Origin of the sequence: Aquamicrobium sp. (assembly GCF_023954335.1) — a bacterium.
Classification (GTDB): Bacteria; Pseudomonadota; Alphaproteobacteria; order Rhizobiales; family Rhizobiaceae; genus Aerobium.
In genome coordinates this window covers 2,124,465-2,143,003 of record NZ_JAMLIE010000001.1, presented here as the reverse complement: position 1 = coordinate 2,143,003, position 18,539 = coordinate 2,124,465, and the positions used below count along the sequence as shown (strand labels likewise).

At 68.2% G+C, this 18,539-nt stretch carries 20 protein-coding genes; 8 read left to right on the top strand and 12 right to left on the bottom strand.

Annotated elements, in window-relative coordinates; genetic code table 11:
• Positions 1-21 precede the first annotated feature (21 nt).
• From chrA to M9945_RS10655, 4 genes are all read right to left on the bottom strand, one after another.
• Complete coding sequence (chrA, locus tag M9945_RS10670) at positions 22-1,185, bottom strand: chromate efflux transporter (RefSeq protein ID WP_367944469.1); 1,164 nt, start codon at positions 1,183-1,185, stop codon at positions 22-24.
• Between the two features lie 31 nt (positions 1,186-1,216).
• A complete protein-coding gene (locus M9945_RS10665; protein WP_121987334.1) occupies positions 1,217-1,531 on the bottom strand; it encodes a PadR family transcriptional regulator in 315 nt (104 codons plus the stop codon).
• 753 nt (positions 1,532-2,284) lie between these two features.
• Entirely contained in the window at positions 2,285-3,694 is a 1,410-nt protein-coding gene (locus M9945_RS10660; protein ID WP_367944468.1) for a sensor histidine kinase, read from the bottom strand.
• Positions 3,691-4,350 (bottom strand): response regulator transcription factor, encoded by a 660-nt coding sequence (locus M9945_RS10655; RefSeq protein ID WP_074970971.1) that lies wholly within the window; start codon positions 4,348-4,350, stop codon positions 3,691-3,693. Before M9945_RS10655 ends, M9945_RS10660 begins: the two co-directional genes overlap by 4 nt.
• A 142-nt stretch (positions 4,351-4,492) precedes the next feature.
• On the opposite strand from M9945_RS10655, the gene M9945_RS10650 reads away from it, so the two are divergent.
• The 6 genes from M9945_RS10650 (at position 4,493) to M9945_RS10625 (ending at position 9,475) form a co-directional block, all read left to right on the top strand.
• The gene (locus tag M9945_RS10650; protein WP_074970973.1) at positions 4,493-4,810 is read left to right on the top strand and encodes a PepSY domain-containing protein; all 318 of its coding nucleotides are present in this window, start codon (positions 4,493-4,495) and stop codon (positions 4,808-4,810) included.
• Between the two features lie 210 nt (positions 4,811-5,020).
• Positions 5,021-5,323: a PepSY domain-containing protein gene (locus M9945_RS10645; RefSeq protein WP_074970975.1), complete on the top strand. Its 303-nt coding sequence runs from the start codon at positions 5,021-5,023 to the stop codon at positions 5,321-5,323.
• A gap of 114 nt (positions 5,324-5,437) precedes the next feature.
• Positions 5,438-5,818 (top strand): PepSY domain-containing protein, encoded by a 381-nt coding sequence (locus M9945_RS10640; RefSeq protein WP_367944467.1) that lies wholly within the window; start codon positions 5,438-5,440, stop codon positions 5,816-5,818.
• Between the two features lie 26 nt (positions 5,819-5,844).
• Positions 5,845-6,315, top strand: coding sequence for a DUF2271 domain-containing protein (locus M9945_RS10635; RefSeq protein WP_367944466.1), 471 nt, complete (start codon positions 5,845-5,847; stop codon positions 6,313-6,315).
• Positions 6,316-6,327: 12 nt separating this feature from the next.
• Complete coding sequence (locus M9945_RS10630) at positions 6,328-8,535, top strand: PepSY domain-containing protein (protein WP_367944465.1); 2,208 nt, start codon at positions 6,328-6,330, stop codon at positions 8,533-8,535.
• On the top strand, positions 8,516-9,475 hold the full coding sequence (locus M9945_RS10625) for an FAD:protein FMN transferase (RefSeq protein ID WP_367944464.1): 960 nt from the start codon (positions 8,516-8,518) through the stop codon (positions 9,473-9,475). Before M9945_RS10630 ends, M9945_RS10625 begins: the two co-directional genes overlap by 20 nt.
• 18 nt (positions 9,476-9,493) lie before the next feature.
• On the opposite strand, the gene M9945_RS10620 is transcribed toward M9945_RS10625, so the two are convergent.
• From M9945_RS10620 to M9945_RS10585, 8 genes are all read right to left on the bottom strand, one after another.
• On the bottom strand, positions 9,494-11,497 hold the full coding sequence (locus M9945_RS10620; RefSeq protein ID WP_367944463.1) for a heavy metal translocating P-type ATPase: 2,004 nt from the start codon (positions 11,495-11,497) through the stop codon (positions 9,494-9,496).
• Positions 11,498-11,543: 46 nt separating this feature from the next.
• A complete protein-coding gene (locus tag M9945_RS10615) occupies positions 11,544-11,921 on the bottom strand; it encodes a hypothetical protein (protein ID WP_367944462.1) in 378 nt (125 codons plus the stop codon).
• Positions 11,922-11,937: 16 nt separating this feature from the next.
• Positions 11,938-12,630 (bottom strand): ABC transporter ATP-binding protein, encoded by a 693-nt coding sequence (locus M9945_RS10610; protein WP_276187882.1) that lies wholly within the window; start codon positions 12,628-12,630, stop codon positions 11,938-11,940.
• 1 nt (position 12,631) lies between these two features.
• Positions 12,632-13,765: an ABC transporter permease gene (locus M9945_RS10605; RefSeq protein WP_367944461.1), complete on the bottom strand. Its 1,134-nt coding sequence runs from the start codon at positions 13,763-13,765 to the stop codon at positions 12,632-12,634.
• Positions 13,762-14,907 carry an efflux RND transporter periplasmic adaptor subunit gene (locus M9945_RS10600; RefSeq protein ID WP_367944460.1) on the bottom strand — a complete coding sequence of 382 codons (1,146 nt, stop codon included), beginning with the start codon at positions 14,905-14,907 and terminating at the stop codon, positions 13,762-13,764. The genes M9945_RS10605 and M9945_RS10600 overlap by 4 nt, the downstream gene beginning before the upstream one ends.
• A gap of 3 nt (positions 14,908-14,910) precedes the next feature.
• A complete protein-coding gene (locus M9945_RS10595) occupies positions 14,911-15,507 on the bottom strand; it encodes a TetR/AcrR family transcriptional regulator (RefSeq protein ID WP_367944459.1) in 597 nt (198 codons plus the stop codon).
• Positions 15,508-15,740: 233 nt separating this feature from the next.
• Positions 15,741-16,115, bottom strand: coding sequence for a hypothetical protein (locus tag M9945_RS10590; RefSeq protein WP_367944458.1), 375 nt, complete (start codon positions 16,113-16,115; stop codon positions 15,741-15,743).
• A 38-nt stretch (positions 16,116-16,153) separates the two neighbouring features.
• Positions 16,154-16,504 carry a hypothetical protein gene (locus tag M9945_RS10585; RefSeq protein ID WP_367944457.1) on the bottom strand — a complete coding sequence of 117 codons (351 nt, stop codon included), beginning with the start codon at positions 16,502-16,504 and terminating at the stop codon, positions 16,154-16,156.
• An 85-nt stretch (positions 16,505-16,589) separates the two neighbouring features.
• Between M9945_RS10585 and M9945_RS10580 the strand changes: the two genes are divergently transcribed.
• Together M9945_RS10580 and M9945_RS10575 are read left to right on the top strand one after the other, a co-directional pair.
• Positions 16,590-17,075 (top strand): hypothetical protein, encoded by a 486-nt coding sequence (locus M9945_RS10580; RefSeq protein ID WP_367944456.1) that lies wholly within the window; start codon positions 16,590-16,592, stop codon positions 17,073-17,075.
• A 45-nt stretch (positions 17,076-17,120) separates the two neighbouring features.
• Positions 17,121-18,472 (top strand): IS3 family transposase gene (locus tag M9945_RS10575; protein WP_367930840.1). Its coding sequence is split into 2 segments (ribosomal slippage): positions 17,121-17,457 and positions 17,457-18,472, totalling 1,353 coding nucleotides; the frame shifts between segments, so codons are not numbered across the junction.
• The last annotated feature ends 67 nt before the right edge of the window (positions 18,473-18,539 follow it).

Sequence of the window (18,539 nt, the reverse complement as noted above, 5' to 3'; positions counted from 1 at the left end):
GGCGCGGACCGATGCCGGTGATCAGAGGAGAGCGAGCGCAATCCCGCCTGTCGCGATCAGCACCACCACTACCCACGGCGGCGCCTTCCACACGGTCAGCAGCACGAACCCCACCAGAGCAAGCGCGAAGTCCTGCGGGCTGAAGATCGCGCTCGTCCAGACGGGATCATAGAGAGCCGCGCCGAGGATGCCGACGACGGCGGCGTTTGCGCCGCGCATGGCCGCCTGCGCCAGCGGCCGCGTCCGAAAGGCGTCCCAGAAGGGAAGCGTGCCGATCAGCAGTAGGAACCCGGGCAGGAAGATCGCGATGAGGCCGATGGCCGCGCCGGCAAGGCCGTTCGGCTCCGGCACCATGACCGCGCCCAGATAGGTGCCGAAGGTGAAGAGCGGCCCCGGAACGGCCTGCGCCGCGCCATATCCGGCCAGGAACGCGTCCTCGCCGACCCAGCCGGGCCGGACCACCTCCGCCTCGAGCAGCGGCAGGACGACATGACCGCCGCCGAACACCAGCGAGCCCGCCCGATAGAAAGCGTCGAAGAGCGCCAGCCCCTGCGATCCCGCCGCTGTCGACAGGACCGGCAGAAGAAACAGCAGCAGGAAGAACAGTCCGAGCGCAGCGGCTCCCACCGTCCTGGAGACCGCGAAGGTCAGATGCCCCGTCGTCGGAGCGGCGCCGCCCCGGCAGAGCCAGAGACCGGCAAGACCGCCGACGACGATGGCCACGATTTGTCCGACCGATCCGGCGGCGAAGACCACGATCAGCACCGCCGCAAGGGCGATGCTGGCCCTCCCGCGATCGGGCGCGAGCGTTCGGGCCATGCCCCAGACAGCCTGCGCGACAACCGCCACGGCGACGATCTTGAGCCCGTGCAGGAGGCCCGCTCCGATCGGCCCGTCGACGGCGGATGCACCGAACGCGAAGAGCACGAGCAGCAGAGCGGACGGCAGCGTGAACGCCGCCCACGCCGCGGCTGCCCCGAGCGGACCGCCGCGAAGCAGGCCCAGCGCGAAGCCGACCTGGCTCGAGGCCGGCCCGGGCAGAAACTGGCAGAGCGCGACGAGGTCGGCATAACCCGCCTCGTCGATCCACTTGCGTCGTGTGACGAGCTCGTCGCGGAAATAGCCGAGATGCGCGATCGGGCCGCCGAACGAGGTGAGCCCGAGCTTCAGAAAAGCTCGGAACACCTCGCCCGCCGAGCCCTGCGGGCCGGCACGCTCAGGCGCCGTCGCTTCCCGGAACGACCTCACGAAATAGCTCCCGGATCTTGTCGTGCGCGAGGTTCAGCGCCTCGGTCCCGTAGGGCGTCGCCCTGTAGATGCGCCGATGCGAGCGGCCCGCCCGTTCGGTGCGGGATTCGAGATACCCCTTGCGCTCCATCGCGTGGAGCATCGGGTAGAGCGTGCCCGGGCTGACGCGGTAGCCATGCCGAGCCAGTTCCTCGATCATCCACTGTCCGTACAGGTCGCCCTCGGCGGCATGGTGCAGGACGTGGAGCCGAATGAATCCGGAGAGGAGCTCCTGATGTTCCATCTGCTGAAGTCCTCAAAGCCGGCCCCATTATCGAATCTCGATTTCGGGAACCGATGGTATAGTGGATTGTTCGCCGTGCAACCTGCCCGGGGAGGGTCCGGCGGGTGATGTCGACGTAGTGATAGGAGGGCGACACGGTCAGCGAAGCAGATCGCGATCCGCGCCACCACACCTAGAAAATGCAGACGCGCCTGCAGGAGACGATGGATCACCTGGCGAGGACTTCGAGAAGGTGGACGAACCTCAGCTGAAGGCAATGTTCGAGACAGCCGCCGAGGTGCTGGGCGGACTGAAGAAGGCGTTCAGCGATTACGAGCGGAAGAACGACAGTGCTTGGCGCGGCTGAGCTCGAGGTCTGAAGCAGGAATGGCCTTAGGGTGAGGCGCACTTCCGAGACTGCTCACGCATGACAGCATAGTCGCTCATCATCTCGGCGACCGCCGAGGGGTCCGGTACGGCTTCCACAACGGTCGCGAATGATCTGTAGCTCAAAACCCTTCATTATCAGGGTCTGATCGGCTTAACCGGACCGCGCGCGGTTAACAGGTCCGGAGAATATCGGCCCGGAGAGAACGCATGCGCGTCCTTCGGGGCGCAGCCCGGTTAACAGCACCTCCCGCATAACCCTCAAAAACAACGCAAAAATCCGGCCGCAGCCGGATCGGGAGAACGCTTTCGCGAGGGCAAGTGGCGGAGGGGATGGGCCTACCGCCGAACCTTCTCCAAATTAACATATTGATTATATTCACAAAATTAAGACGCGCTTGAACTCACACTATGACGGCTGGGACGATTGTCCCGCTTCTCGACCTCACAGTCGGAAGCGCAGGGCAGCATCATCTCCGCGGTGAGGCCGCTTGTAGCGCCGGGGCGCGGAGAGGTCAGATGCAGGCGTGATCCGATGCGCTCGGCGATGGTGGCGACGATGGCGAGGCCGAGGCCGCTGCCTTCGGCGCTGCTGCCGGCGCGGGTAAAGCGGGTGGCGAGACGGGCAAGCGTTTCGGGAGGGATGGGCAGGCCGTCATTGGACACACGTAGGATGCCCTCTGAGGTGAGCGTCACGTCGACCGGTTTTGCCGGATCGCCGTGGCGCAGTGCGTTGTCGATCAGGTTGCGCAAGATGATGGCCAGCGCATCCGGGTCGAGGTCGGACAGAACCGCCGCTTCGGGCAGGCGAAGGCGGATGCGCTCGTCGCCCGCGTCGCGGCCCTGTTCCTCGACCAGTATCCGCACCACGGGGCACAGATCGGCGGCGCTGTCCCGGCGCAGCCTCGCCCCCTCGGCGCGGGCAAGCTGCATCAGGCGCTCGCTGACCCGTAGCAGGCGTTTCAGCGCCGCCTCCATCGCGGCCGCGCGCATCCGCGCGGCCGGGTCCGCCGTCTCGGCCTGAAGACGCTGTGCCTGGGCGATGGCGCCGGCCAGCGGGGTGCGCAGCTCATGCGCGGCGTTGGCGGCGAAACTCCGCTCGGCCTCGAAAGCGGCGGACAGGCGGCAGAGCACATCATCGAGCGTGGCGGCGATCGGGGCGAGTTCCGAAGGCAGATCGCCCGCGGACACCGGCGACAGATCCCGCGCGCCACGCGCCGCCAGCCGCTCGCGCCAGCGTTGCAGTGGCGCAAGTCCCGCCCGCAGCGCCAGCCATATCGCCGCGAAGGCCAGCGGCACCACCACCAGAAGCGGCAGCAGCAACATCCACAGCGCCTCGCGCGCGATGCGGGCGCGGTGGGCCAGCGGCTCGGCCACGGTCAGTCGCACCGTGTCTCGCAATGCGGCGATATTGTAGAGGCGAAGCGTCGCCGTGCTGCGAAACCCCGGCCCGTCCCAAGGCGGAAACCCGGCCGGATCGACAGCATGCGATTGCAGCAGCACCCGACCGGCCGGGTCGCGCAACACATAGGTCAGGAACTCGTCATGCGGAGCGATGACGCCCAGAATGCGTGGATCGTCCTCGTCATTCTCGTCGGCCGGGCCGCGACCCAGCACATCGTTGACAGCGAGAGGCAGCAGGCGTTCGGCGCTTTCCTGAAGCGCCGAGTCGAACAGCGCGTCCAATTCACGCCGCATCAGTCCGGCGGTCAGCAGGGCGGTTGCCAGCCACAGCGCCACCAGCGCCAGCCCCAGCCAGAGCGCCAGCCGGCCCCGCAGGCTTGCGGGTGCCCTCATCCGCGACCCAGCCGATAGCCGAGGCCGCGCTCGGTCTCGATGACGCTGGTGCCCAGCTTCTTGCGCAGGCGGCTGACATGGACCTCAATGGTGTTGCTTTCGACCTCGGCGCCGAAAGCGTAAAGCTTGTCCTCGAGCTGTGCCTTCGAGAACAGTTGGCCGGGATGGCCCAGCAGGGCCTCGAACAGCGCCCATTCGCGCGCCGTCAGCGGCACGAGCCTGCCGGCGCGATGAACGCTGCGCGCGGCAAGGTCGATTTCCAGATCGCCATGCTGGATCAGCGGGTTGGGGTTGCCGGCATAGCGGCGCGCGACCGAGCCGATCCGCGCCGTGAGCTCCGCGAGATCGAAGGGCTTGATCAGATAGTCGTCGGCCCCCGCGTTCAGGCCTTCGATGCGGTCCGAGACCTGATCGAGCGCGGTGAGGATGATCACCGGCGTGGCATTGCCGCGCCCGCGGAGCGCGCGCAGATAGGGAATGCCACGCCCGTCGGGCAGCATCAGATCCAGCAGCACCAGGTCGTAGGGGATGGTTCTCAGATGCTCGCTTGCCGCATCGAGCCGATGCACCCAGTCGGCGCTGTGACCATCCGCTGTGATCTGGTCGCGCACCGCCGCGCCCAGCACCGTGTCGTCCTCGATCAGCAGGATGCGCATGGTGGTTCCCTCTCACGGCTCGCTTCCGGATTGCCCGCCGCAACTGACGGCAGCCTTACCGTAACCGGGGCGCCGCTTCAGTTTGCTGTCAGCTTTCCATGCCATCAGGGTGCGAACGAGTTGGCAAGGAGGAGTGTGACCAATGCGCAAGGCGCTGACAATGCTGGTTCTGGCTCTGGTGTTGCCAGCGGGCGCGGCACTGGCCGACGACGATTGCCGCGTCCCCATGGCCGACTGGCAACCGCGCGAGGCGGTGACGGCGTTGGCGCAGGAGCGGGGCTGGACGATTTCGGGCATCAAGATCGATGACGGTTGCTACGAAGTCCGGGGCACCGACGCCGAAGGCCATCAGATCAGGGTCAAGATCGACCCCGGCAATCTCGATCTGGTCGAGATGCGCATCCGTTATCGCGACAGGGATGGACGACGGTCGGGCCCACCGGAAGGGAACCATGACTGACGGGGCACACGCACCCGACTCATCAAAGCCTTGCGCTCCGCCGGACACCGGCGGGGCGCTTTCGTTTCATGTACCACCGTCGGCACCTCCCCTCGGTTCGCCCGCCGCCCTGACAGCAAGCTGAAGCAGATTCCCGGCGGGCGTCAGCACCCCGTCAGTCACGCCCTCCAGGTTGGTCACATCAGGCAACCCGAACCGAGGAGAAACGCCATGAAGACCCTGCTCACCGCCGCTGCACTTGCCCTTGCGATCCCTGCCGGGGCGGCGCTTGCGGACACCCATTGCGACGTGCCGACCGCGAACATGCAGTCCTGGGAATCGCTCATCCAGCTGACCAAGGATTTTGGCTGGTCCATCTCGAAGATGGAGCTCGACGATGGCTGCTACGAACTCAATGTCATCGATCAGGGCGGCAATCACCTGGAGATGATCGTCGATCCCCAGACGCTCGACGTCATCGACGGCAAGGTCGAGCGCTGGAGCGACGGCACCAGGCCCGAAAAAACGAAGTGATCCCGCCAGTGCTCCGCGGCCCGGTTGTCGCGGAGCCATTTCAATCGGGCGCCAGCCTTCAGATCGGTGATCGGGAAGGTCGCCCCACACACACTTCAAAAGGATGAACTGACCATGAGGATTCCGTGGATTGCCGCCGCTTGCCTTGCGGCGCTGCCGGCAACGGCTGCGCTGGCGGAGGATGACTGCCATGCGCCTCGTGCCGCCTGGCAGCCGCGCGAGGCGGCCATGCAGGCCGCGAGCCGCCTTGGCTGGCGCGTCGAGGAAATCGAGGCCGATGACGGCTGCTGGGAGATCGAGGGCCGCGATGCCGAAGGCCGGCGCATCAAGGCCAAGCTCGACCCCGCCACGCTGAACGTCGTCAAGCTGCGCCACCGCGACGGCGGCCGCGACCGGCGGCGCGAGGACGTGCGCGCACCGGCCGCCCCGCTGGCCGCCCCACCCGCCAATCCGCTGTTCCAGAACGGCAAGCCGCCCGTAGTGCAGGTGAACTGACACCCCCAATGAAGGGAGATAACAAGATGAAATCCGCCATTGCAGCATTTGCACTGACCTCGGCCCTCGTGGCGCCCGGCCTCGCCGCAGCCCGGCCAGTCACCTTCACCACCACGCTGAACAACTACGGCGGCGACGGCGCCTATCTGGTGATTTACCTCACCGATGCCGCGGGCCGCTATGCAGGCACGCTCTGGGTCGCCGGGGGCAAGTCGAAATACTACGATTCGCTTGCCGGCTGGTATCGCGCCACCGGTGGCGATCCGGCGCAGATCGACGGCATCACCGGCGCCAGTGTCGGCGCGGGCCGGACGCTGGAAATCACGCTCGACCTGGCCGATGCGCTGTTTGACGCGGGCTATGTCCTGCATGTCGATGCCGCCGTCGAGGATATGCGCGACAGCCCCGACGACGTGGCGGTGCCCCTGACCACGCAAGGCGCAGGCAAGCCCACGCCGGGCCGCCGCTACGTCGCCAGCCTCAAATACGACATGTGACGGAGCCGGCCGATGATCCGCTTGCTTCACCGCTGGCCGGGGCTGGCCGGCCTGCTGCTTGTCGCCCTGCTGGCGGTGAGCGGCGCGGCGCTGTCGGTCTTTCCGGTGATCGAGCAGTTCGCCGCGCCACGGGCGGCCGCCGGGCTGAGCGTGGGCGACCTCGCCGCCCGCGTGCAGGCCGAGTATCCGGGGGTCGAGCAGATCCGCCGCGCACCCTCAGGACGCATCACGGCCTGGTGGTTCGAGGATGGCACGCCCGGGGCGGCGGTGATCGACCCGGCGACCGGGCAAGGCGTAGCGTCGGCCGATGCCAACCCGGTCGAACGCTGGCTGGTCAACCTGCATCGGCAGCTGTTCGCGGGCGATACGGGCCGACTGGTCATGGCGGCGGGTGCGGGGGTCATGCTGCTGCTGTGCGCCTCGGGGGCGGCTTTGATTGCGCGGCGCATGGGCGGCTGGCGCCGCTGGTTCGGCCCCGCGCGCGGGGGGCCGGCGGCACGGCTGCATGTCGAACTGGCGCGTGTAGCGGTGGCGGGTCTGGCGCTTTCCGCGCTGACCGCGCTGTGGATGACGGCCTCGACCTTCGGACTGCTGCCTGATCAGGCGCGGGCGCCGCTCTTTCCGGCCACGACCAGCGGCCAGACCGGGATCGCCCCCAACCATATCGCGGCGCTTGCCGATCTGCCGGTGGCCGCGCTGCGCGATCTGAGCTTTCCCGACCCGACCGATCCCGCCGACGCCTTCACGCTGAAGACCGACCGGGGCGCTGGCTATCTCGATCAGGGCACGGGCGAGGTTCTGGCCTGGACCGATGCTCCGGCATTGTCGCGGGTCACGGATACCTTCACGATGCTGCATACCGGGCGCGGCGCGGCGGTCATCGGTCTCGTCCTGGGTCTGATGGCGCTTTCGGTGCCGGCACTGGCAGTGAGCGGGTTTGCCCTCTGGCTGGCAGGCTGGCGGGCACGCCCGCGCATCCGCAGAAACGCTTCGGCAGGCCGGGCTGAGACTGTCATCTTCGTCGGCTCCGAGGCCGGCAGCACCTGGGGCTTTGCCGCCACGCTGCACCGCGCGCTGAGCGAGGCTGGGCAGTCCGTCCATGTGGCGCCCATGACCGCCTTCGATCCCGCATGCTACCGGGCGGCGAAGCGCCTGCTGATCCTTGCCGCCACCTATGGCGACGGGATGGCCCCGGCCTCGGCCAAGGGTTTCATCGAGCGGCTGGAACATGCCCCGGCCCTTTCCGGCGTACCGGTCGCGGTGTTGGGCTTCGGCGATCACAGTTTTCCGGCCTTCTGCGCCTTTGCCGACGAGGTCGCGCAGCTGCTGACCGCGAAGGGCTGGACGGAACTTCTGCCGCCTGACGCGGTGGACCGCCAGTCGCCGCAGGATTTCGCCCGCTGGGGCTGCGCGCTCGGGCGGACACTCGGCCTCGAGCTGGAACTGGTCCATCAGCCGGCCCAGCCCGCCACCGAGGCCCTGACGCTGGTCTCGCGGCGCGACTACGGCGCGGAGGTGCAGGCCCCGACCGCGATCCTGCGTTTTGCCCTGCCGCGCGCGGGGTTTTGGCAACGGCTGATGCGGCGCGGATTCGCACGCTTCCAGGCCGGCGACCTGCTGGCGGTGCTGCCCGAGGGGGACGCTGTGCCGCGCCTCTATTCGCTGGCCTCAGGCAGCCGCGACGGCTTTGTCGAGATCGTCGTGCGCAAGCAACCCGGCGGGCTGTGTTCGGGGCAGCTGGTGGCGCTGGAGCCGGGCAGCACCATTCGCGCCTTCATCCGCCCCAACCCCGGGTTTCACTCCGGCCACGGGCGCGCCCCGCTGATCCTGATCGGCGCCGGCACCGGAATCGGACCGTTGGCGGGCATGATCCGCGCCAACCGCCACGCCCGACCGGTGCACCTGTTTTTCGGCCTGCGCGCCCGAGAAAGCGACTTCCTCTTTGCCGAGGAACTCGCCGGCTGGCAGCGGGACGGCCGCCTTGCCCGGCTGACCACCGCCACGTCGCGCGGGCCGCGCCCGTACTACGTCCAGGACGCGCTGCGCCATGAGGCGGCCGAGGTGCTGACGATGATCCGCTCGGGCGCCCGCATCATGGTTTGTGGCGGGCGCGCGATGGCGGAGGGCGTGACGGCTGCATTGACCGATATCCTTGCCCCGGCGGGGCTGACGCCGGCGGTGCTGAAAGCCGAGGGACGCTATGTCGAAGATGTCTTCTGATCCGGTCCGCCACGCACTCAACGGCCCGACCATGGGTACGCGCTGGCAAGCCGTGTTCCACGCGGCGCCCGGCTTCGATCCGGACCCGCTGCGCGCGGCGCTGCAGGCCGCCGTCGATGAGGTGGACGCACAGATGTCCACCTGGAAGCCGGACAGCGCGCTGATGCGGCTGAACCGCGCCCCTTTGGACGAATGGTGCGCCATCCCGGCCCGGCTTGCCGAGGTGCTGCGGCTGGCGCTGGAGATCGGCCGCGCCTCGGGGGGCGCCTTCGACATCGGCATGGGCGATGCCGTGCGCGCCTGGGGTTTCGGACCCGAGGCGGCCGAGGCTGGGGCGATCCGCGCCGTCATGGCCGCGCCCCGGCGCCCCGCGCATGAGGTGCTGGATATCGACGGCCAGCTTGTGCGCAAACGGGCTCCCATTGCGCTCGATCTCAACGCCATCGCCAAGGGCTACGGCGTCGATCGGCTGACCGAAACCCTGCACGACCACGGCATCACCGCCGCGCTGACCGGAATCGACGGCGAGATGCGCGCCACCGGGCTGCGCCCCGACGGCAGCCCGTGGGCCGTCGCGGTCGAAGCTCCCGACCCGGAGCGACGCGCGGCGCATTCGATCCTCGCGCTCGAGGATTGTGCCGTCGCGACTTCCGGCGACTACCGTCACCGCGTCGAGGTTCGGGGGCAGAGCCTCTCGCATACCATGGACCCCGGGCACGGCGCACCGTTGCGGGCTTCCGCCGCCTCGGTCACCGTCCTTGCCCGCAGCTGCGCCAGGGCCGATGCCTGGGCGACCGCGCTGATGGTGCTGGGTCCCCGGGCAGGCGGGGACCTGGCGGCGCGCCTGCGCCTCGACGCGCTGTTTCTGATGCGCGAGGCGGAGGGCATCCGACCCCGCGCCATCGGCGCCCTGTTCGGCGGCGACGCCGCGCCCGGCTGAACCGCGCCTGACGACCCGCTACCCGGTCTCGCGCACCGGCTCGGGGCGGGTCGGATCATCGCCGCTGTACTGCGTCGTTGTCGCCGCTCGTGGTGAGATGACTGGCGCCGCAGTCGGCTCAGCCCGCGGCTTCGGCCGGCGGATCGGGTCCGAGAGCAGCCGCAGCCCGTTCAGCACCACCAGCACCGTGCCGCCCTCATGGCCGATCACCGCCAAGGGCAGCGGCAGGTCGAAGAAGAGGCCGCCGGTGACCAGCACCAGCATGGCACCGATGGCGAAGACCAGATTCTGACGGATGACGGCGGAAGCGCGTCGCGACAGGCGATGCGCGTCGGCCAGCCGCTCCATGTCCTCGGACAAGAGCGCCACATCGGCGGCCTGAAGCGCGACCTCCGAGCCGGCGGCGCCCATGGCGATGCCGACATCGGCGCGGGCGAGCGCCGCCGCGTCGTTCACGCCGTCGCCGACGAAGGCGACCTTGCCGTCTCGGGTCAGATCGGCAATCTGGCGCACCTTGTCCTCGGGCAGCATCCCGGCATGGATCTCGTCTGGCGCAAGCCCCAGTTCGCCGCCGATCCGCAGCGCCACCGGACGACGATCCCCGGTCATCATCACGATGCGGCGAACCCCGCCCCGGCGCAGGGCGGCCAGGGCGGCGGCCGAACTCGGCCTCGCCTCGTCCGCGACGCAGACGGCGCCGAGAACCCTCTGGCCGCGCCCCAGATAGACCACGGTCTGCGCCGTATCCGCCAGCGCGCGAAGCTCGTGCCGGTCGATCCGGGCGCCCATCTCCTCGGCCAGATAGGGGTTGCCGGCCCAGAGGGGGCCGTCCTCGTCCCGCCCGAGGATGCCGAACCCGGGCCGCGCCGTTGCGTCCACGACCTTCGCCACCTGAAGCCCGCGCGCCCCGGCCTCGCGGGCGATGGCGGCGGCGATATGGTGTTCGGACCCGGCCTCCAGCCCGGCCAGCAACGACAGGAAGCCGGCCTCGTCGCCATCGAGCGCCACCACCCGCGTCACCTCCGCGCGGCCGTTGGTCAGGGTGCCGGTCTTGTCGAAGGCGAAGGTATCGACGGCGGCCAGGGTTTCCAGCGCGGCGCCGCCCTTGAAGAGCACGCCGCCGCGTGCCGCCGCCGAGAGCGCCGACAGGATCGCGGCCGGGACCGAGATGACGATGGCGCAGGGGCTGGCCGCGACCAGCAGCGTCGCCGCCCGGTAAAGCGCTTGCTCCCAGTCGCGGCCCAGTCCCCAGAAGGCGGCGAAGGCGATCACTGCCCCGGCCATGACCACGACGGTATAGCGCTGGCCGAACCATTCGCTGAACCGTTCGGAGGGCGCGCGGGCGGCCTGCGCCTCGGTCACCAGCCGGATCATCCGGGCGATGGTGCTGTCGCCGACCGTCTTGGCGACGCTCATCTCCATCACGCCGTCCAAGTTGACCGTGGCCTCGAATACCTGCGCGCCCGGCTCTTTCGAGACGGGCATGGATTCGCCGGTGATGTTGGCCTCGTCGACGCCGCCGCGACCGGCGAGGATCACGCCGTCGGTGGGCACCCGGGCGCCGGGCCGCAGCACCACCACGTCGCCGACGGCCAGTTGCCCGGCGGCGACTTCCTCGATGACGCCGCCCGCAGTCCTGCGCAGCGCCGTCTCGGGGCGCAGCGCCATCAGCGCCTCGATGGCGCGCCGCGCCCGGCCGAGCGCGCGCTCCTCGAGCGTGGTGGAGATGCTGAACAGCGTCAGCAGCACCGCGCCCTCGAACGGCGCGCCGACCACCGCCGCAGCGATTGCGGCGGCGATCATCAGTAGGTCGATGTCGAGCACATGCTCGCGCCAGAGTTCCGAAACCGCGCGCCAGGCGGTCGGAAACCCGCCCGCCAGATAGACGAGCGCCAGCCCCGGAGCCAGCAAGGCGCCAAGAAGCTCGTGCGCGGGCCACCGTCCGGCCACGGCCATCGCCATGCCGAGAACGGTGGCGAGCGAGAGGACCAGCGACAGGTCCACGGGCAGGGATCGCTTCATGTCAGGCTCCGGGCTGGCGCAAGTGCTGGCTGGGTTCGAGATTCGTTCAGGTGGGCTTCTTGCCCCGCAACGCAAGCGCCGCGATGGCGGTCCAGATGCCGGTGCGCAGGATCATCGCGCCCATGGTGCGCGCCTCCCAGGCGCCGCCCGTCAGGACATGCCAGAGGAAGGCGACGAAGACTAGCGCCGTCGCCACGGCAATGCCAAGCGCCAGCATCGGCGCCCAAGCCCCGCCGCGCCAGAGTCCGATCCCGGCCAGAACATAGGCGAACCCGGCGCCGAAGTTGAACCATAGCACGAAGGGCACCACCGCGCCCATGTCGACGCCGCCGAAGAGCGCACGACCTCCCGAAACGATGGTCAAGAGGCCGAAGATCACGGCGACGGCCGCGGCGATGGTCAGTGAGAGGGGGCGGCGGCTCATGGGGTTCCTCCGAAGCTCAGGCGGCGGCCAGGCGGCCGTCGCGCAAGTGGATCAGGCGGTCGAAACGGTCGAAGATCTTTTCGTCATGCGTCACGGTGACGATGCAGGCCTGCTGCTCGACGGCCAGCTTGCGCAACAAGTCCATCACCAACCCGGCGCGTGCGCTGTCCAGCGCGGCGGTCGGCTCGTCGGCGAGGATGATGCGGGGCCGGTTGGCGAGCGCGCGGGCGATCGCCACGCGCTGCGCCTCGCCGCCCGACAAGAGCGCCGGCTTGACCTTCGCCCGGTGACCGACCTCGAGATAGTCCAGCAATTCACGCGCCCGTGACCGGGCTTCGTCGGCGGGCCGCCTGGCGAGGTCGAGGACGACGGCGACATTCTCCTCGGCGGTCAGGAACGGCAGGAGATTGTGCGCCTGAAAAATGAAACCGATCTTGTCGAGCCTGAGGCGTCGCAAGTCGCGCCGCAGCCATCTGCCGTCGAACACCGGCTCTGCGTCCAGCACCACCCTTCCCGAGGAGGGAGCAAGGATGCAGCCGATGATGTTCAGAAGCGTGGTCTTGCCGGAACCGGAGGGGCCAAGCAGCGCGATCACCTCGCCGGCGCGCACGGTCAGATCGACGGCGCGCAGGGCATCGACGCGGGTCTCGCCCTCGCCGAAATGCTTGGCCACGCCCGCAACCTCGATCAGGGTGTCGCCAAGCGCCATGTCAGCTCCCGAGCGCGGTGGCCGGATCGACCTTCATCGCCGCCCGCACGCCGAGCGCGGAGGACAGAAGGCAGACGGCGGCAATGATGCCGGCAAGGACCATGACGTTGAACGGCTCCAGCACCACGCGGCGGGGGAAGTAGTCCTTGACGGTCAGGATGAGCAGCAGGCCGATCGCCCAGCCCGAGGCGCCGAGGATCAGCGCCTGCTGCACGATCAGCGCGATGATGGTCCTGTCGGGGGCTCCGATCAGTTTCAAGGTGGCGATCTGCTTCAGCTTCTCCATGGTCATTGTGTAGATGATCAGCGCGATCACCACGGCGCTGACGGAAAGCAGGATGCCGAGGAACAGCCCGATCTGGCGGCGCGCCTTGTCCACCACCGAGGCGAGCAGCAGTTCCTCCTGTTCCGCTTGGGTCATGGCGGCGAGGTGCTTCCACTGGCGCACGGTCGCGGCCAGCAGCTCGACATCGGCCCCCGGCGCCATGCGGGCGATCACGGCGGCGACCGATGCGGACTTGACGGAAACGGCGCCGCGCGCTGCCTGCACCCGCTGGGCCGCCGGGTCGAGTTCGGTTTGCAGCGCCATCGCGTCGGCCAGCGTCACATAGACCGCCGGATCGCCGCCTGAGTTCATCGCCCCTTCGACCAGCCCGACGACGATGAAGCGGTCGCGTCCGAGGCGGATCGTCTCGCCGGGCGAAAGGCCGGTCTTGCGGTCGGCCAACATCTCGAAATGACTGGCGCCGATGCCGCGCCCCTCGGCGATTGCCTGCGGCCCGCCGGGACGGCCCGGCTCGTAGCCGATGACGTAGAGGCGCAGCGTGCGCCCGCCATGAGGCGCCTCGACGTTCTGGTAGTTGACCGCGCCGGCTTCGGCCACGCCGGGCATCCGCGCCACCGCATCGCGGGTGTCGGCAGGAATGCTGGAGGCTTCGGCGAAGGGGCCCTTGGTTCCGGCCTCCACCACCCAGACATCGGCCACGGGCGCCTTCACCACCGCCAGCGCGTCCGAGACGAGGCCGTTGTAGATGCCAATCATCGCCAGAACCACGGTCATCAAGAGCCCCAGCCCGAAACAGGTCAGCACGAACCGAAACAGTCCGTGGCGGATGTCCTTCAGTGCGAGGTTCATGGCGCCTCCGCGATCCGCGCCCGCCGTCCCTCGGTCGCGCCCTTCGGCACCCGGGCCACGATCACGGCGCCGTCCGGCAACCCACCCGTGACCTCGACCCGGCCGCGATCGTCACGGGCACCGAAGGCCAGTTCCGCGCGGGTCAGGCGCCCGTCCGCAACCGTCCAGACCGTGCCGCGATGCCCGTCAAAGCCGGTGATCGCCAGTTCGGGCACCATCAGCGCGGTCGCGCGGGTGCCGGTCAGGATGCGCACCTCGGCCTGTTCGCCAAGGAACATCTCGGCCGGGCAATCGGCGCAGGTCAGCCAGACGCGGCGTTCCTCGTTCACCCGGTCGCTTTCGATACCGATGCGGGCGATGGTGCCGTGAAACTCGGCCGCGGGCTGCGAGCGCAGTCGGATGGTTCCGGGCTGGCCAAGGGTAAGCTGACCGGCGCGTTCCTCGTCGACATAGGCCTGGATCCAGATCGAGGCCGGGTCGATCAGGGTCAGGACCGGATCGCCGGCCTTGACCACGGTTCCCGCCTCGGCATGGCGGGCGACGACCAGTGCGTCATAGGGGGCGATCAGGCGGTGATGGGCCAGCAGGGTTTCCTCCTGCCGCAGGGCTGCCGCGGCATCCATGCCCTGCGCCCGGATCACCGCGACATCGGCCTCGGCTACCGCCAGATCGGCGCGCGCCACGTCCTCGTCGCGCTGCGCCTCCTCGGCGCGCTGGATCGAGGTGACATCGCGCTGCGCCAGCCCCTGCTGGCGGCGGTTCGCCGCCTCGCGCTGCGCCAGGACTGCGCGGGCGCGCACGACGGCGGCATCGGCCTTGGCGAGATTGGCCTCATTGGCCGCCACCGCAGCGCGGGCGCGAGCCACGCGCGCCTCCTGTTCGGCGGCGTGCAGGCTGGCCATTTCCTGACCCGGTGCCACCCGGTCGCCGGCATCGACCGCAAACGCCGTCAACGCCCCGCCGACCTCGAACCCCACGCGGCTGAGGATGCGCGCCTCCACCGTCCCAAGCCCGTAGATGCGCAGGGCCACATCGCTTTCGGGCTGCGCGACCGTGACCGTCAGCGGCCTTTCGGTCAGGAACAGGAAGCCCGCCGCGATCGCCAGCGCCGCAAGCAATCCGAAAAGCCAGACGCGCCGCATCGCCTATTCCCTTTCTGCGGCCAGAAGCCGCAATTGCACCTCGAGCAGCCGCAACCCCTCACCCTGCAGGTCGAAATCGCGCGCACCCAGCGCCCAGCGGATCGCCACCCCCTGCACCAGCGAGGTCAGCAGCACCGCCGCATCCACAGTCTCGATGTCGCCGTGCAGAATGCCCGCTTGCTGCCCGGCGCAGACCTCGCGCGCGAGCAAGCCGCGAAAGGCCGTCAGCAAGCCATGAAACGTGGCGCGCAGTTCCGCGTTGGTGACGTTCAGCTCGCGCGAGAACAGTAGCATCGGCAGCGCTGGGGTCGCGGCGATCTGTGCGAATTGCGCCGCGATCAGCGCGCGCAGCCGGTCAATCGGCCCATCGTCGCGGCTGAGGGCGTCCTCCCAAGCCGCTGCCAGCCCTTCGGCGACATGTTCGGCAACGGCCTGCCACAGCGCGGCCTTGGTGGGAAAATGCCGGAACAACGCCGCCTGCGTCACCCCGATTGCCGTAGCCACCGCCCCGGTCGTCACCCGGTCCGGCCCGATCCTGTCGGCCAGAGCGAGAACTACGGTGACAATCTCGGCCTTGCGCCGCTCTGCTGGCTTTCGCATGGACGTTGATAAGTGAGTGAGTAATTACATATATCTGATTGACGGAAGCATGTCTGTCAAGATGCGAGGTCCGCAATCCGCTGATCTCGGGCGCCTCGGCGCCTTTCGACCCCAATGCCAGCCTCGATCGGGCGCGCGCACCACAGACGCGCCAGCACCTGCCATCATCTTTTGCAGCGAATCCATTCCGCTCTTTGCAGCCGTGAATCGGACCGGCAGTCTCTGCCTACAAATCAAAAGTCCGTCTCGACATAGCCCCCGGCGCAGTCGAAGGCGACGGCGGCGGCCGTTGCTCCGGTGTTCATGAACAGCCTCGGCGACAAGAACTGGGTCGCGGCGGGCAGATCGGCGGTGATCTCCTGCTCGAAGACCGCGCCCGAAACTTCGTCGACGACGCGCACCCAGACGGAGCTGCCGTTCGGCGGGGCGGCGATGAACAGGGTCAGCACGCCTCCCGTGGCGATGGCGAAACTCGCACCCATGTCGGTGAGCGTCGGCGCGCCAGTCCCGTCGTTCGTGACCAGCTGCCAGCGGGTGTGCGTGCCGCGCTGGCTGCCGATGCCGACCTGCTGGAAGGGCGCTGCCCGTGCAAGACAAGGCCGGCGCAAGCGTGAGGCCGCGCCGGTCCATGGTTTTGGCCGTGGCCTCACTCGATGCTCTGCCAGCCGGGATGCTCGAAATGCTCGCCGTAGGCATTCAGCGCCTGAACGATGCTCACCGCGCCCGGTTCGACCTCATCTTCCTCCAGCGCCGAGATGCCGGTCATCACCTCGCCAAGCACGATATGGAACTGCTCGTCCACCTCGGGTTCCAGCACGCAGTTCTCGACCATGAAATCGACCCGCTTCTGTACGTCGGCGGCCATCCCGCGGGCGGCCTCCGCCGACAGGTTTCCGGCGTGGATCGCCTCGAGATTGGCGGTCATGGTGGCGTGGATCGCGCCCATGCCGGTAAGCATGTTCTGGTCGCCCTGCCATTTGGCGCCATCGTTCAGCACGATCTCCAGTGTCGAAGCGGCATGACCGTCATGCGCGGTGCTCTGCGCGGCGGCGATTCCGGGTGCCGTCAATGCGAGGAAGACGGTGAAGGCTTTCCTGCCGGAAGGACCGAAGTTCTGGAACTGGCTGGCCCCGCGCAAGCGGCGGGGCAGCAAGGCGGGCGGCGGCATCATGCTGGACACGCAGATGGAGGGCGCCACCGTCCTGGGCTCGCTGGAACTGACGGGCAAGATGCTGCTCGTGAACGTCAACTCCACCAGGCGCGCGGCGAAGGTCGAGGCGCTGGTTACAGAGATCTGTGGTGAACTGCTGAAACAGCCGCTGACCACGATCCGCACAGTCGAGCAGATGCGAGACGAACACCGCAACGACCGGCCCCAGGGGGGCGCCGACGAAATCCCGTCCGAAATCGCCCGCCAGATCCTGCGGGACCATATGGACAGGCACTATCGCGAAACGCTGGACGCGCCGATCCCTGCCCTGGGAGGCAAGTCTCCGCGTCAGGCGGTGCGGACGGCGGCGGGGCGCTGTCCGGCGTCAGCACTGATGGGACCAAATCGGCTTAACTGAGAACGGAGGATTTCTGGTTCATCGTAGCCTTTCAAAGGAGCGAAGATGAGACAGAAATCCGGAACCGGGAAAGCGCCGGCAGAGCAGGTCATCAAAGACATCCGCCGCGCAACCCGCAAGCAATATTCGGCCGAGGAGAAGATCCGCATCGTGCTGGAGGGCTTGCGCGGCGAAGAGTCGATCGCGGCGCTGTGCCGGCGCGAGGGGATCGCGGAGAGCCTTTATTACACCTGGTCGAAGGAATTCCTGGAAGCCGGCAAGAAGCGGCTTGCCGGGGATACGGCGCGCGCCGCCACCAGCGACGAGGTGAAGGTTCTGCGCAAGGAGGCGCGCGATCTCAAGGAGGTCGTCGCCGAGCAGGCGCTGGAACTGCGGATTCTTAAAAAAAGCATGATTGCGGATGGGGGCGACGACGAATGAGATACCCCGCATCCGAGAAGCTGGAGATCATTCGGCTCGTCGAGCAGTCGCATCTGTCGGCGCGGCGCACGCTGCAAAAACTCGGTATTCCGCGCTCGACCTTCAATCGCTGGTATGACCGTTTCCTGGCCGGCGGTGTCGATGCGCTGGAGGATCGCAGGCCCCGGCCGAACCGGGTCTGGAACCGCATCCCCGAGGAGAAACGCGATCAGATCATTGAGCTGGCGTTGAACGAGCCGGAGCTGTCGCCACGGGAACTGGCGGTCACCTTCACCGACACGAGGGGCTACTTCGTCTCGGAATCCTCAGTCTATCGCCTGCTCAAGGCCCACGACCTGATCACCAGCCCCGCCTTCATCGTCATCAAGGCCGCCGATGAGTTCCACGACAAGACGACGGCGCCCAACCAGCTCTGGCAGACCGACTTTACCTACTTGAAGGTGATCGGCTGGGGGTGGTTCTACCTGTCGACCGTGCTCGACGACTTCTCTCGCTACATCATCGCCTGGAAGCTGTGCACCACGATGAAGGCCGAGGACGTCACCGACACGCTGACCATCGCGCTGCAGGCTTCTGGCTGCGACAGCGCCAGGGTGGTGCAGCGGCCGCGGCTGTTGTCCGACAACGGCCCCTCTTACGTCTCTTCCGACCTGGCCGCATGGCTATCCGACAAGGGCATGGAACATACGCGCGGGGCGCCCTGCCATCCTCAGACCCAAGGCAAGATCGAGCGATGGCACCAGACGTTGAAGAACCGCATCCTGCTCGAAAACTACTTCCTGCCGGGTGATCTCGAGCAGCAGGTCGCGGCGTTCGTCGATCACTACAACCACCGCCGCTACCACGAGAGCCTCGACAATCTCACCCCTGCCGACGTCTACTTCGGGCGCGGCGATATCATCACGCTGGAAAGGGAAAGGATCAAACGCAAAACCATCAAACAGCGCCGCTTGCTTCATCGAGATGCAGCGGCCTAATGTGACAAACCTGATGGACCAGAGCCTCCGTTAGCTCACGCCGCCTGTTGTCCCAAAAACCCTGACG

Excerpts from the sequence above, each read along its gene's own strand:
- M9945_RS10640 (WP_367944467.1), top strand. The coding sequence starts at position 5,438 with ATGAGGATTCCGTGGATTGCCGCCGCTTGCCTTGCGGCGCTGCCGGCA.
- M9945_RS10665 (WP_121987334.1), bottom strand. The coding sequence starts at position 1,531 with ATGGAACATCAGGAGCTCCTCTCCGGATTCATTCGGCTCCACGTCCTG.
- M9945_RS10660 (WP_367944468.1), bottom strand. The coding sequence starts at position 3,694 with ATGAGGGCACCCGCAAGCCTGCGGGGCCGGCTGGCGCTCTGGCTGGGG.
- M9945_RS10645 (WP_074970975.1), top strand. The coding sequence starts at position 5,021 with ATGAAGACCCTGCTCACCGCCGCTGCACTTGCCCTTGCGATCCCTGCC.
- M9945_RS10655 (WP_074970971.1), bottom strand. The coding sequence starts at position 4,350 with ATGCGCATCCTGCTGATCGAGGACGACACGGTGCTGGGCGCGGCGGTG.
- M9945_RS10595 (WP_367944459.1), bottom strand. The coding sequence starts at position 15,507 with ATGCGAAAGCCAGCAGAGCGGCGCAAGGCCGAGATTGTCACCGTAGTT.
- M9945_RS10600 (WP_367944460.1), bottom strand. The coding sequence starts at position 14,907 with ATGCGGCGCGTCTGGCTTTTCGGATTGCTTGCGGCGCTGGCGATCGCG.
- M9945_RS10650 (WP_074970973.1), top strand. The coding sequence starts at position 4,493 with ATGCGCAAGGCGCTGACAATGCTGGTTCTGGCTCTGGTGTTGCCAGCG.
- M9945_RS10615 (WP_367944462.1), bottom strand. The coding sequence starts at position 11,921 with ATGAGCCGCCGCCCCCTCTCACTGACCATCGCCGCGGCCGTCGCCGTG.
- M9945_RS10630 (WP_367944465.1), top strand. The coding sequence starts at position 6,328 with ATGATCCGCTTGCTTCACCGCTGGCCGGGGCTGGCCGGCCTGCTGCTT.
- M9945_RS10620 (WP_367944463.1), bottom strand. The coding sequence starts at position 11,497 with ATGAAGCGATCCCTGCCCGTGGACCTGTCGCTGGTCCTCTCGCTCGCC.
- M9945_RS10625 (WP_367944464.1), top strand. The coding sequence starts at position 8,516 with ATGTCGAAGATGTCTTCTGATCCGGTCCGCCACGCACTCAACGGCCCG.
- M9945_RS10635 (WP_367944466.1), top strand. The coding sequence starts at position 5,845 with ATGAAATCCGCCATTGCAGCATTTGCACTGACCTCGGCCCTCGTGGCG.
- M9945_RS10610 (WP_276187882.1), bottom strand. The coding sequence starts at position 12,630 with ATGGCGCTTGGCGACACCCTGATCGAGGTTGCGGGCGTGGCCAAGCAT.
- M9945_RS10605 (WP_367944461.1), bottom strand. The coding sequence starts at position 13,765 with ATGAACCTCGCACTGAAGGACATCCGCCACGGACTGTTTCGGTTCGTG.